Source organism: Paraburkholderia sp. MPAMCS5, from assembly GCF_036016995.1.
Lineage (GTDB): Bacteria > Pseudomonadota > Gammaproteobacteria > Burkholderiales > Burkholderiaceae > Paraburkholderia.
Map to the genome: position 1 here is coordinate 229,430 of NZ_JAYXBK010000003.1, position 13,095 is coordinate 242,524.

General features: G+C 63.8%; 13 protein-coding genes and 1 riboswitch. Of the genes, 7 read left to right on the forward strand and 6 right to left on the reverse strand.

The annotated features are described in order from the left end of the window. Window positions 1-21 precede the first annotated feature (21 nt). Complete coding sequence (locus VOM14_RS08595; protein ID WP_327628296.1) at window positions 22-489, reverse strand: hypothetical protein; 468 nt, start codon at window positions 487-489, stop codon at window positions 22-24. 209 nt (window positions 490-698) lie between these two features. Between VOM14_RS08595 and VOM14_RS08600 the strand changes: the two genes are divergently transcribed. Together VOM14_RS08600 and VOM14_RS08605 are read left to right on the forward strand one after the other, a co-directional pair. Further along, on the forward strand, window positions 699-1,280 hold the full coding sequence (locus VOM14_RS08600) for a DJ-1/PfpI family protein (protein ID WP_327628297.1): 582 nt from the start codon (window positions 699-701) through the stop codon (window positions 1,278-1,280). A 116-nt stretch (window positions 1,281-1,396) separates the two neighbouring features. Continuing rightward, complete coding sequence (locus VOM14_RS08605) at window positions 1,397-1,723, forward strand: hypothetical protein (RefSeq protein WP_327628298.1); 327 nt, start codon at window positions 1,397-1,399, stop codon at window positions 1,721-1,723. Window positions 1,724-1,992: 269 nt separating this feature from the next. Here the strand turns inward: VOM14_RS08605 and VOM14_RS08610 are convergent, their stop codons facing one another. Continuing rightward, window positions 1,993-3,648, reverse strand: a complete 1,656-nt coding sequence (locus VOM14_RS08610; RefSeq protein WP_327628299.1) for a sensor histidine kinase — start codon at window positions 3,646-3,648, stop codon at window positions 1,993-1,995. 415 nt (window positions 3,649-4,063) lie between these two features. On the opposite strand from VOM14_RS08610, the gene VOM14_RS08615 reads away from it, so the two are divergent. From VOM14_RS08615 to VOM14_RS08625, 3 genes are all read left to right on the forward strand, one after another. Then, window positions 4,064-5,266 (forward strand): ammonium transporter, encoded by a 1,203-nt coding sequence (locus VOM14_RS08615; RefSeq protein ID WP_327628300.1) that lies wholly within the window; start codon window positions 4,064-4,066, stop codon window positions 5,264-5,266. Between the two features lie 33 nt (window positions 5,267-5,299). After that, a riboswitch (Fluoride riboswitch) is annotated at window positions 5,300-5,438 on the forward strand. Between the two features lie 79 nt (window positions 5,439-5,517). Continuing rightward, the gene (gene crcB / locus VOM14_RS08620; RefSeq protein WP_327628301.1) at window positions 5,518-5,898 is read left to right on the forward strand and encodes a fluoride efflux transporter CrcB; all 381 of its coding nucleotides are present in this window, start codon (window positions 5,518-5,520) and stop codon (window positions 5,896-5,898) included. A gap of 62 nt (window positions 5,899-5,960) precedes the next feature. Beyond that, the gene (locus VOM14_RS08625) at window positions 5,961-6,434 is read left to right on the forward strand and encodes a PRC-barrel domain-containing protein (protein WP_327628302.1); all 474 of its coding nucleotides are present in this window, start codon (window positions 5,961-5,963) and stop codon (window positions 6,432-6,434) included. A 120-nt stretch (window positions 6,435-6,554) separates the two neighbouring features. Here VOM14_RS08625 and VOM14_RS08630 read toward each other — a convergent pair whose 3' ends face one another. Beyond that, window positions 6,555-6,830: a DUF883 family protein gene (locus VOM14_RS08630; RefSeq protein WP_327628303.1), complete on the reverse strand. Its 276-nt coding sequence runs from the start codon at window positions 6,828-6,830 to the stop codon at window positions 6,555-6,557. Window positions 6,831-7,027: 197 nt separating this feature from the next. Between VOM14_RS08630 and VOM14_RS08635 the strand changes: the two genes are divergently transcribed. Continuing rightward, entirely contained in the window at window positions 7,028-7,480 is a 453-nt protein-coding gene (locus tag VOM14_RS08635; protein ID WP_327628304.1) for a DUF3597 domain-containing protein, read from the forward strand. Between the two features lie 271 nt (window positions 7,481-7,751). Here VOM14_RS08635 and VOM14_RS08640 read toward each other — a convergent pair whose 3' ends face one another. Together VOM14_RS08640 and VOM14_RS08645 are read right to left on the reverse strand one after the other, a co-directional pair. Then, window positions 7,752-8,456 (reverse strand): PDR/VanB family oxidoreductase, encoded by a 705-nt coding sequence (locus VOM14_RS08640; RefSeq protein WP_327628305.1) that lies wholly within the window; start codon window positions 8,454-8,456, stop codon window positions 7,752-7,754. Window positions 8,457-8,709: 253 nt separating this feature from the next. Further along, complete coding sequence (locus VOM14_RS08645) at window positions 8,710-9,759, reverse strand: aromatic ring-hydroxylating dioxygenase subunit alpha (RefSeq protein WP_327628306.1); 1,050 nt, start codon at window positions 9,757-9,759, stop codon at window positions 8,710-8,712. A 112-nt stretch (window positions 9,760-9,871) separates the two neighbouring features. On the opposite strand from VOM14_RS08645, the gene VOM14_RS08650 reads away from it, so the two are divergent. Further along, window positions 9,872-10,795, forward strand: coding sequence for a LysR family transcriptional regulator (locus tag VOM14_RS08650; protein ID WP_327628307.1), 924 nt, complete (start codon window positions 9,872-9,874; stop codon window positions 10,793-10,795). A gap of 61 nt (window positions 10,796-10,856) precedes the next feature. On the opposite strand, the gene VOM14_RS08655 is transcribed toward VOM14_RS08650, so the two are convergent. Next, entirely contained in the window at window positions 10,857-12,785 is a 1,929-nt protein-coding gene (locus VOM14_RS08655; protein WP_327628308.1) for a putative bifunctional diguanylate cyclase/phosphodiesterase, read from the reverse strand. Window positions 12,786-13,095: the final 310 nt, after the last annotated feature.

Sequence of the window (13,095 nt, forward strand, 5' to 3'; positions counted from 1 at the left end):
TTCAAGACACGCGTGTGCATATCACTTGTCCATCTGCTTCTGCGCGTCGGCCGATCCCGACGACGAAGCCGCCGCACTCGTCGTCGAAGCCGTGTTTTGTGCCGACCATTGTTGCAGCTTGCGCCCCGCGTTTTCGAGACTCTGCCCCGTCAGCGACGCCGCCTTGCCGAGTTGCGCGTTGGCCGCGCTCGCCGCATTTTGCAGATTGGTCTGCGCGGTCGAGGCCAGCGCATTCGGATCGATGGTGACGGAAGGCGCCGAGGCCGACTCGATATTCTGCTGCGCGGTGGATTTCGTCTCGTCGACCTTCTGGCCCACGTAGCTGGCTGCCTGATCGAGCTTCTGGGCGGCGGCCTGCGCGGCGTCGTTGAGCTTGCCGGCGACCTGCCCGGCCGACGCGTCGTTCTTCTGACAAGCCGCGAGTGCGCCGAACACGAGCAGGACCACGGCGGCACGGCGCAGCAACGGCGAACGGATGGATGATGTCATGGATGATTTGAACCGCGCGAAGCGGCGAAGCTATCGAAAACGCGCTCATCATACGCCGTTGCCGGGAAGTGCCGCGCAACGGCGTCATGCATGCCGGGTCAACACCTCAGCGCGGCGCGCGCGGTCGACGTTCTGTCAAACGTCGTGCGTTAGACTGGCCGGCGCAATCGAGCGTTCGCAGTGTTCCGTTGACCAATTGGAGGCATACGATGGCGGCAAAGAAAATTCTGTTTCTCACCGGCGATTTCGCCGAGGATTACGAAACGATGGTGCCGTTTCAAGCGCTACAGGCTGTCGGGCATGGGGTCGACGCGGTCTGTCCGGGCAAGAAAGCGGGCGAGCGCATCAAGACCGCGATTCACGACTTCGAGGGCGACCAGACCTATACCGAGAAGCCAGGGCACCAGTTCACGCTGAACGCGTCCTTCGACGACATCGATCCGCGTCAGTACGATGCGCTCGCGATCGCGGGTGGCCGCGCGCCGGAGTATCTGCGGCTCAATTCCAAGGTGATCGACGCCGTGCGGCAATTCGCGGAGGCGGGCAAGCCGATCGCCGCCATCTGTCACGCCGCGCAACTGCTCGCCGCCGCCGACGTGATTCGCGGCAAGCGCATTTCCGCGTATCCCGCTTGCGCGCCCGAGGTGAAACTGGCAGGCGGCGAGTACGCCGACATTCCCGTCGACGCAGCGATCACCGACGCCAATTTCGTCACCGCGCCCGCGTGGCCCGCCCATCCCGAATGGCTGCGCCAGTTCCTCGTGCTGCTCGGCACGCGTATCGAACTTTGAGGTGGTTCATGGGCCGCGCGCGGCAATTGCACGCCGGCGCGGCATTTGAGAGTCGTCCTATGGTTCGCGTCGAAGGGCATTCCTATAGTCACCGCCTGACTTGGGAGCGCTCTTCGATGGAACTGACCGACTGGATCGTCATTCTTGCCGTCACGTTGGTGACGATTGCTTTTCGCGGCGCACGCATGCCGCCCGGCTGGTCGCGCGAGAACCGCGCGCGGCGCCTCGCCGGCACGCGCCTGCTGGCGCAAGCCGCGTGCTCGCTGTGGGCCGCGCTGCTGATCGTCGCGCGCTGCATGTTCGCGTTCGACGGCCTGCTCGGGCTGCGCCCGACGCCGCACGAAGTGCTGGGCGTCGTCGCGGTTCTGATGGCGTGCGGCTGCTACTGGTCGATTCGCGGCAGCAAGCTGCTCAAGTCGCGCCGGCTATTCGCTTCCTGCTGACCGGCTTCGCTTCTGGCGCGCGCGATGTAGTCGCGTCTTGCGGTTTTCAGATGGTCTTCGAGCGGTCTTTAAGCGGTGTTCAAGCGGTGTTCAAGCGGTGTTCAAGCGGTGTTCAAGCGGTGTTCAAGCGGTGTTTTAGCAGCTATTCACGCGGTCTCCAGCAGTGTTGCAGTGGCCATTCAAGGCCACCAAGCGGGGTCTTCGAACGGACTCCAGCGGACACTCCAGCGTCCATCAAAAGCCCTTCATCCAGCGCCTTTCAAAGCCCCTCAAGGTCCGGTGCGCAGATTCCTTTGCCCGTCCATAGCGTGATCGTTCGCCGCCTCGGGCGCCGCACGCGTGTCGCCGGCCTCGGGCAGCGACAGATAAAACGTCGTGCCCACGCCTTCCGCCGATTCCGCCCACACCCGCCCGCCATGCCGCTCCACGACACGGCGCACGAGCGCGAGGCCGATGCCCTCGCCCGCGACGGCCGTGCCGTGCAGCCGCTGAAACGCATTGAAGAGCCGCGGCAACGCGATCGCCGGAATGCCGAGCCCGTTGTCGCGAACGTAAAAGATGCGCAGCGAGTGCACGCCCGGCGGCGCCGGCGTCGTGCCGATCTCGATCCTGCCCTCGCGCGACGTGTCCAGATAATTCACCGCATTGCCGATGAGATTCGCGAACACCTGTTCGAGCGCCGTCGGATCGCCCCACACAGCCGGCAGTTCGCCCACCTGCACCTGCGCGCGCCGCGCGCGAATCGAGCCCTGCATCGCGTCGATCACGCGCGGCACGATGTCCCGCACCTCGACCCTCTGCTGCCGGTATTCGACGCGCCCGATGCGCGAGAGCCGCAACAGCGCGTCGATGATGTGCGACGCCCGGAGCACCGCCGTTTGCAGATAATGCAGCGCCTCGCCGATGTCATCGTCGACCACGCGCTCAATTCGCTGGCGCATTTGCGCCGCGAGCGACGACTCGCGCAGCGCCGCCCGCAGTTCGTCGCACGCGCGCGTCAGTTCGTTTGAAAAGCCCTGGAGATTGACGAGCGGCACCCGCAGATCGTGCGACACGCTGTAGATGAACATCTCGTTTTCCTGGGTCTGCTGCCGCAAGGTCTCGTTGATGCGCGCGAGTTCGTCCGCGCGGCGCGCGAGGTCAGCCTGAAACCGCGCCTGAATGCGCTCGGCTTCGAGCAGCCGCCGGCTCGTCTCGTGCAAGGTCAGATCGAGGCGCGCGATTTCGTCGCGGCCCGGCGCGACGGGCGCGAGCGGCTCGTTGCCCGCGAGCCGGCCGGCGTTATCGGACAACAACGCGAGCCGGCCGCGCACCCCGCGCGTGAAGAGCCACACGGCGAGCGCGACGAACAGCAAGGAGCCGAACACCGCCGCGACGACGAGCGTCTGCTGACGTTCGCGGGCGGCTTCGGCGGCGGTGGTGCGCAGCGCGTCGAGGCGCCGCTCTTCCATCTGAAAGACGCTCAGTTGCTGACGAAAATCGTCCAGTCCGTCGGACTGCGTCAGATCGCCGAACCGGTCGACGAGGTCCTTGCGCCGGCGCGAATGCAACAGATCCTGAATCCGGTCGGACCACTGGCGGCAGGCCTGCACCGCCTGGCGCACCTGCACCACGCGCTCGACCTGGGCCGGGTTGTCCGATACGAGTTCCGCGAGCTGGTCGATCCGGCGGTCCACATCGACCCAGACGGACACCGGCGTGACAAAGCGAGTGTCGCCGGCGAGCACCGCGCCGCGCAGCGCGACCGATTCGCCGAGCACCGGATCGAGAATCGCGGTGCTCTGATGCATCACCTCCTGACTGTGAACGGCCCAGCGCTCGGCTTCGGCGGCGTCGGACTGCGCCTTGACGAGTCCGGACAGAAGCGCCAGCTCGAAGAGGGCCGGAATCGCGATTAGCAGCAGGCCTTTAGTGGTAAGTCGCATGCGCAGTGGAGATGTGAGCCGGCGGGTCGTGCACGGAACGGCACATTATGTCGACGTTTGCCGCGGAAACAAAGCGCGACGCCAGAAACCAGGCGTTTGCCGCCAGCGGGCGGCGCGTGGATTCCACACTGTGGGCGACGTAAGTTGGCGTAGCGAAATCTCGTCGTAATGAAGACGAAAATTCACGCCCCGAAATGAGTCACGAGAACCAAAACGGGACGTCGAACGCACACATTTTGTGCTGACTTCAGATCAGAAAGGTGCATCGTCTGCGCCGTCTCGCGCTCGAAGGAGACGCGAAACCCAGTTCAGTGCCTGTTTGCCCCGGCGTGCACCTGCGCAAAGCCCCGAGGCACTCTTTTGGCCCGCTTCTTGCATTTGATGCCCCTCTTTTTGGCATAAGCGGAAATAATCGATGGAAAGCTTGAAAACCGGCACCGATACGCTCTTTCTTCTGCTCGGCGCCGCCATGGTGCTCGCGATGCATGCGGGATTCGCGTTTCTCGAACTCGGCACCGTGCGCAAGAAGAACCAAGTCAATGCACTGGTCAAGATTCTCGTGGACTTCTCGGTCTCGACGATCGCCTATTTCTTTATCGGCTACACGATCGCCTACGGCGTGCAGTTCTTCGGCAGCGCCGAATCGCTCGCGGCGCACAACGGCTATGCGCTCGTGCGCTTCTTCTTCCTGCTGACGTTCGCCGCCGCGATTCCGGCGATCGTCTCGGGCGGCATCGCCGAGCGCTCGAAATTCAATCCGCAACTGTTCGCGACTTTCGTGCTGGTCGGCTTCGTCTATCCGTTCTTCGAGGGCATCGCGTGGAACGAGCGCTTCGGCGTGCAGAACTGGATCAGCCAGGTTTTCGGCGCGCCGTTCCACGACTTCGCGGGCTCGGTCGTCGTGCACGCGTTCGGCGGCTGGGTCGCGCTGCCCGCCGTGCTGCTGCTCGGCGCGCGCCACGGCCGCTATCACCGCGACGGCGGCATTGCCGCGCATCCGCCGTCGAACATTCCGTTTCTCGCGCTCGGCGCGTGGGTGCTGGCGGTCGGCTGGTTCGGCTTTAACGTGATGAGCGCGCAAACCGTCGACAAGATCAGCGGCCTCGTCGCCGTGAATTCGCTGATGGCGATGGTCGGCGGCACGCTGACGGCCTGGCTCGCGGGCCGCAACGACCCCGGCTTCACGTACAACGGGCCGCTCGCCGGGCTGGTCGCCGTGTGCGCGGGCTCGGACGTGATGCATCCGCTCGGCGCGCTGATCACGGGCGGCATCGCCGGCGTGCTGTTCGTCTATATGTTCACCTGCGTGCAAAACCGCTGGCGTATCGACGACGTGCTCGGCGTCTGGCCGCTGCACGGCCTGTGCGGCGCGTGGGGCGGCATCGCGGCGGGCATCTTCGGCTTGCGCGCGCTCGGCGGCATGGGCGGCGTGTCATTCGGCGCGCAGGTGCTCGGCACGGTGGGCGGCATCGTCGTGGCGACGCTCGGCGGCACGATCGTGTACGGCGCGATCCGCCTGACCGTGGGTCTGCGGCTCGACCAGGAAGACGAATACAACGGCGCCGACCTGTCGATCCACAAGATTTCGGCGACGCCGGAGCGCGAAAGCCTCGGCTGAGTCACCTGTCCCCAGAACCCGCGAATGTTAGAGTTGCGGGTTGGAGATGGCATTCTCCGATGGCCTTCGCGTCTCGCCGACGCGTAATCAGCGATCAAGCAACGATCGATCAACGCTCAAGCCACGCTCAACCGGCCATTAACCGCCTCGTGCTGATGATGCCTGCTTCCCCCGGTCTTTCGCGGAAAGGCGCCCATGCGCCCTTCCGCCTGACCCGGCTTGTTGACTCTTCGGTTTCGCGAGGCACTCTCATGTATCTGTCTATTGTCGCGGTCGCCATTGGCGGCGCGCTCGGTTCGCTGTTTCGCTGGTTTCTCGGCCTGCGTCTGAACGCCCTTTTTCCCGCGTTGCCGCTCGGCACGTTCGCGTCGAACGTGATCGCCGGCTACGTGATCGGCGTGGCCGTCGCGGGCTTCGCGCGCGCGCCGCAGCTCGCGCCCGAGTGGCGTCTGTTTGTCATCACCGGGCTGATGGGCGGCCTGTCCACCTTCTCCACCTTTTCCGCCGAAGTCGTGCAGCACCTGCAGGACGGCCGCCTCGGCTGGGCTGCGGGCGAGATCGCGATTCACGTCTGCGCGTCGGTGATCATGACGATTCTCGGCATCGCCACGGTCACGCTGCTGACGCGCTGAGCGCGACGGGCACGTGGCTTGCGCGCCCATCGGCGCATCCTTTTTCTTCAAGGAGGTGGGAGATGGGCTCAATCAATCCGCAAGGCGCGACTCGGGGCGGAGCGAAGATCGTCGGCGAGGGAATTGGCGACGGTCCGGGGCCGGAGGTCATGGCCGCGGCGACGCTCGACGGTACCAAGGTGATGTCGTCGGACGGTGAACACGTCGGCAAGATTTCCGACATCATGCTGGACGTCCGCAACGGACGCATTGCCTACGCCGTGTTGTCGGAAGGCGGTTTCCTCGGCATGGGCGCGAACCTGCACGCGATTCCGTGGAGTGCGCTGACGCTCGATACGGACCAGAAGTGCTTCTTCGTCGATATCACGGCGCAGCGCCTGAAGGACGATCCGGGGTTCGACAAGGACCACTGGCCGTCGATGGCCGACGCGGCCTGGGGCGAATCGACCTATAGCTACTACAACCGCCAGCCGTACTGGTCGGCCACGCGCGAGGTCATGGAAGACGACCCCGTCATCCGGCCAAGCGAGCACTGACGCGGGCAGGCGCCGGGCGATCGGCGCCTGAGGCCCGCGCCGCTCCATGCCGCCGCGCGGGCGGCATGGAGCTTTCGCGCGACGCCAGCCGGCATTCCTTCCTTCAAATGGCGGACCGCGCTACCGGGCAGCCAGCATGCCGATGATGAGCCCGCCGATCAGCGCCATGGTCAGCGCCTTCCACGGACTGTCGTGCACGAAATCGTCGGTCGATTCCGACACCACGCGATATTTCGTCTTGACCACATCTTGCGCGTCGGCCAGCTTGCCCTTCAGATCGGACAGTGTCTGGGCACTGCGCGCGCGGACTTCGTCCACCGCGCCGGACGCCGCCGCGAGCGTGTCGTCGCGCAATGCATCGGCGGAAGTGGAACTGGTTTGATAAGACTCGACCATGTGAACCTCCCTCTCTCGTTGAATGGCCAAAATCCAGCAAACGCTGTGCCGCGCTCCATTTGCTTAGGATAACGATGATGCCGCGTGGCAAGCGCCTGCGTGCCTGCGTGCCAAGCCGCCGCGCCCCGCGCACAGGCATGCGCGTTGCGCGCCCCAAGCGCCGGCCGCGTTGACCGGCGCCGAACCAGGAGCGACAAATGAGCATTTTCTCGACCATCCTCAACAAGATTTTCCCGTCCGACCATCCCGCCAACACCGGTTCCGGCGCGACAGCCGGCGCGGCCGCACCCGCCACGGCGGCGCTCGGAAGCGCGACGGCGCCGGCGGGAACGCAGCCCACGCCGTCGACTGCCGCGGCAGGCAACGCCCAGCCGCCCGTCACACCCATGCCGACGGTCGACGTGGAAGCGGTACTCACGAAAATGCAGGAAGGCGCGGGCGAAAAACTGAACTGGCGCACGTCGATCGTGGACCTGCTGAAGCTGCTCGGCCTCGACAGCAGTCTCGCCGCGCGCAAGGAACTCGCGTCAGAGCTGCATTACACCGGCAGCACCGACGACTCGGCGGCGATGAACACCTGGCTGCACAAGGCGGTCATGCAGAAGCTGGCGGAAAACGGCGGCAAGGTGCCGGACGATTTGAAGAACTGACGCGGCCGCGGCGGAGAAGAACTGACGCGGCCGCGGCGGACTGCGCTGTGGGACGCCGCTGTGGGACGCCGCTGTGGGACGCCGCTGTGGGACGCCGCTGTGGGACGCTTGTGCAGCCAGCCGGTATAGGCATGCAACAAAGTCCGCCGCGGCGCGCTCTTCCCTGCCTCGAATTTTCGTGTGACTCGCATTGGCGCCGCGCCGCCAAAGTCTGTTTTCCAATGAGGGAATCCAACCGCGATTTTCTAACTCACTGGACCCTCACGCGCGTCTACAGATCCAGCACCAGTTCAGCAGACCGGGCACGGGATACGCAGATCATCAGTGACTTGTTCGCCTTCTGTTCATCGTCGCCCAGCACGTAGTCGCGGTGATCTGCTTCTCCGCAGAGCAGCGCGACCTCGCAGCTTCGACACAGGCCCTCGCGACATGAGCTTGCGGCACGCACGCCATGCCGCTCGAGACAATCGAGGATCGACTCGTCGGCTCCGACGACGCACCGCAGGCCCTGCTGAGCCAGTACAACGGCGAATGATCCGTTATCCGACGGACACGCTTCGGGCGCCGGCGCAGTGAATCGCTCGAAGTGAATGCGCGCCCCCGACAGGCCCGCTCGCTGTCCATGCGCCGCGACCGCATCCATCAGCCCGGCCGGGCCGCAGCAATAGACATGTTCGTCGTCGCGCAAGTCTTTCATCAGCGCACCGATGTCGCGGGGAAAAGCGGCCGGCTGCTCATCGTCGGCATGAAGATGGACGTCGCCGCCGAACGAGCGGAGTTCGTCCAGCCACGCCGCGTGCGAGCGCGAACGAACGCAATAGTGCAGTTCCCAAGGCAGTGCGTCATGCATGCACGAGCGGATCATCGCGAGAATCGGTGTGATGCCGATACCGCCCGCGATGAATCGATGACGCTTCGCCTCGGCGGACAATCCAAACAGCGAGCGCGGCTCGCCGATCGTCAGCACGTCGCCCACGTGCAGCTTCTCATGGAGATACGCCGATCCGCCCCGAGACGTCGAGGACCGTCCGACGCCGAGACAGTATGTCGCCGTGTCGCGCGAGTCGCCGCACAGCGAATACTGGCGCGTCATGTCATTCGGCAAATGCACGTCGATATGCGCGCCGGGCTCAAATGGCGGAAGCGGCGAGCCATCCGCGGCGCGCAATTCAATGCCGATGATGCCGTCCGCCTCAAGCCTGATAGCAATAACTTTGGCCTGGATCATGTCAACTCTCCTCAATGGACGGCTGCCGCGCCAGCCGTTCCTCATCGAGCTGTTCCTTCACGAGCGAGCGAAACTGCAACAGCGCCGAGTCGATGCCGAAAGGCATCGCTTCGAAGTCCGGATCGAGCGCAAGATTTTTCTGCTGCGCGGTGATGATGTCGCGGTCTTCGTCGAACGCATCGACGACCGCCTGATGAACCGATCGCGTGACCTCGGCTTGATCGATTGCGAAGTTATGCGGGTGCGCGAAGAAGTAATGCGTCGAATTCGCGGTTTCGGGCGTCAGGGCCTGACATCCGCGAAATTCCGCCGCGTCGACCCGCATGCCCTCGCGCGCGCCCGTGCCGGTCGGCGCCATCCCCGAGTCCATACGCAGGATCGCCGGCAGCGTGAAGTCATAGATATTCCAGCGATCCACCTTGCCTGGCCACCCCTTCACCGCTGCGGCGAAAGGCGGGGCATCCGTATTCAACACCCAGCGCGTGATGCGCACGCCCTTGTCGATCCGCTCGACCTTGGGCTGCACCTTCGCATAATCCTCGGAGCCGCCGAGCGTGGTGGGATGCACGAATGGGAGATGCGAGAAATCAAGCAGGTTGTCGCAGATGAGCAGATAGTTCACGTGATAGTGGATGTAGCCGGGTAAGCTGCGCCACGCCGGATCATCGACCCAGTGCGTATCGGGAATCGTGGAAGGGTCGGCGAGCGCAGGATCGCCCAGCCAGATCCAGATCCACCGATGCCGTTCCACAACGGGATAGCTCCGCACCTTCGCGCGAGGCGCAATCCGCTGTTGAGCCGGGGCTTCGACGCATGCGCCGCCGCTGTCGAACTTCAGCCCGTGATACATGCAGCGCACGCAATCGCCCTCGCGACGCCCGACCGAAAGCGGCGCGCCGCGATGACAGCACCGGTCTTCAAGCGCGACCACGCTGCCGTCTTCCTTGCGATACATGACGACGGGTTTCTCCGCGATCACGCGAGGAAATAGCGAGTCCGGCGCGACCTCATGTGACCAGGCGGCCACGTACCACGTGTTCATGATGAACATGGTTTGTCTCCTTCATTTATTGTTTGCGCCGGTGCCTGCAGCGCTTGACTGGACGATAGGTTCGTCGTCATGATGCGTCAAGCTAATGACATCAATAGTTACAATGCACGCCATGCATATACGCGACCTGGATCTGAACCTGCTGATCGTCTTCGAGGCTTTGTTGCGTGAGCGGAGCGTCACGCGCGCCGCGCAAGACATCGGGCTGACGCAAGGCGCAATGAGTCATGCGCTCAACCGTCTGCGCGCATTTTTCGAAGACCCGTTATTCGTCAAGACGACGGACGGCATGACGCCCACGCCGAAGGGCGAGCAGCTTGGCGCAACGGTCTCGGAAGTGATCGCGACGATCCGTCAAAACATCGTCGCAGAGGCGGGCTTTGAACCGCTGACCGCTCAACGCACTTTCGTGCTTTGCATGACCGACATGGGCGAACTCGTTTTCCTGCCGCCCTTGATCAGGCGGCTGCGCAAGCTGGCGCCGAATTGCGCGTTGCGCTCGGTGCAAGTGCCGCTCGAACAGATCGAGGGCATGCTCGCATCAGGCGAAGCGGACCTGGCGCTCGGTTCGATTCACGCAGCGCCCGAAGGACTTTTCCAGCAGCAATTGTTCATGCATTCGTTCGTCACGCTCGTGAGCGTGCGAAACCGGAAGGTGGGAAAAACGCTGACGCGCGCACAGTTCGAAACGATGCCGCAGATTGTCGTATCGTTGACCGGACGCGCGAGCGCCGCGTACGACAATGCGTTCGACGCTTATGGCATCCGGCGAAACATCTACCTCACCACGCCGCACTTCCTCACCGTGCCGCATCTGATCGATGCCCAGCCAGACATGATTGCGACGGTTCCACTGGAACTCGGGACAGTTTTTTCCCGGTTGGGGACGATCAGGATCGTTCCGCCGCCTGTTGCTCTGCCGCCATTCGCACTGCGGCAACATTGGCACGCGCGTTTCAATACCGACCAGGCCAACGTGTGGCTGCGTCATTTGATCAAGGAGACATTCGAGAATTATCCGGACGTGAAAGAGTGAGACTAACGCCAGCGACCGGGTTCGCTGGCAACCCGGTCGCTCGGCGCACTGCCTCGGACGTTCACGAAGGATTGGCGTTGTCTGCTTCCGCGTAAAGGCGATCTTGCGATAAGGGAAGCGGCGGCGCGATCCCGAAGATGCCGGCGAACTTCGACGCGGAGAGCGGCCGGCCGAACAGATAGCCTTGGCCCTCCTCACAGCCGAGGTCCGTCAGGGCGTCCCGCTGCTTTTCGTTCTCGACACCCTCAGCGATTGTCTGCACCCGGAAGCTGTCCGCCATCCCGAGAATGGCGCGAACGACGGACGCATCCTGATTCGCATCGAGCATGCCGTGAACAAAGGAGCGGTCGATCTTGAGGCGGGTGATGGGATAGCGCTTGAGTGAGCTGAGCGACGCATAGCCGGTGCCGAAATCGTCAAAGGCGATGCCCACGCCGGATTGCCGCAACCGCTGCAGGGCTTCCAGCGCGTGTTGGTCGTCGTCAAAAGCAGTGTGCTCGGTGATTTCGATTTCGAGTGCTTCGGGCGGCAGGCCGTGCCGCTCCAGCGTCGAGAGGACCTCGCCGGCCAGGTCGCCCACGTGAAGCTGCGCGCTAAAGAGATTCACGCCCATGCGGAAGTGCTCCGCGCCCCATCGCCGCCATAGCGCAGCCTGGGCACAGGCCTGATCCAGCACCCAGGTCCCCACCGTCGCGGCGAGCGGCCCGCTCTCCAGCGCGGGCAGGAACGCGGCTGGCGAAAGAACGCCGCGCTGCGGGTGCCGCCACCGGATCAGCGCCTCCGCGCCAGTCAACGTGCCGTCGGACAGACGGATTTGCGGCTGGTAAAGCAGCACGAATTCGCTGTCGCTGACGGCCCGGTCCAACTCGACCAGGTTCAGCCGGCGCGCGACCACTTCGGTTCGCAGTTCGGGAACGAACACGAACGACTGTCCGCGGCCAAGGCTTTTTGCCTTGACCAGAGCCAGGTCCGCGTTGCTGACCAGTTCAAATGCCTCACGCGCATGGAACGGCGCAAACGCCACACCGCAACTGGCCGCAATCCGGACCTCGTCCCCGTCCACGATGACTGGCGCGTCGATGCTGGCGATCGCCGCGCGGGCCACGCGCGTCGCGTGTTCGTGGCTGGGAGGATCTGAGAGCAGGATGGCGAATTCATCGCCGCCGATCCGGGCCACCGTACCGACCGCCCCCACGACGTTCTTGAGACGGCGGCCTACCTCGCAAAGGAGACGATCACCCGCCACGTGCCCAAGTGCATTGTTCACGTCCTTGAAGCCGTCGAGATCGACCAGCACGATCGCCGCGCGAGATCCTCGCGCGAGGTTGCTTTCGACACGGCGATAAAAGGACAGGCGATTGGCCAGTCCCGTGAGAATGTCGGTGTTGGCCAGACGATGAAGTTCATCTTCGTCATTCAGCCGATCAACCGCGGGCGATGGTTGGAAAGCCGGCTTGTCGTCTTCGTGTTCTGCCGACTGGGTCGAAAATTCGACACGGCGAAGCTCCAGTCTGTCGGCAGCCATTTGAGCCAGGTCGCGCAGGCGCGCCTGCTCGTCGCGCGTGAAATGCGCGCGAGGTTTCCGGTCGATTACGCACAGTGCTCCCACCGCGTGACCTTGCGGGGAGAAAAGAGGTATGCCGGCATAAAAGCGTATCCCGGCGGGGCCGCTGACCAGCGGGTTGTCATGGAAACGCTCGTCGAGCGTGGCGTCCGGCACGACCATGAGCCCGGATTGTGCGATGGCGTGTGCGCAGAAGGACACTTCGCGACGCAGATCGACATCGACGTCATCGAGGCCGGTGCTTGCGGCCAGAAAAACGTGGTCGCTCGCGATCATGTTCACGGCCGCGACCGGCATATCGAGTACGCGCGCGGCGATCCGGACTACGGGATCGAGATCGGGTAATGCCTGATCCTCCGACAGCCCATATGCGGATAGCGCCTCAAGCCTCAGTTCCTCACTGGCCAGTATGGGCGGACACTTCATGAATGTCGTCTCTCAGGAAATATTATTGTGCTGTTGTCATGCAAACTGCGTGGGACCGGGCTGCCGATATTCCCGCTGCCCCGAAATGTATTTCCGGCGTATCTCGCAGGCTTTAACGGCCACCGGCGGTCAGTCATTTATCCGGTGCTGTTTACAGCTAATGGCTAAACAGGCCAGAAGAACATTCAGCATTTTCGATTTCTCGTCATCTGCATCTGGAATCTCGCAATCCTCTTTTACGCAGCCGCGCCCGCTTTCCCATGATTCTGCTGATACTACCAAAAGGAGCGCGCAATTTACATCATAGTAA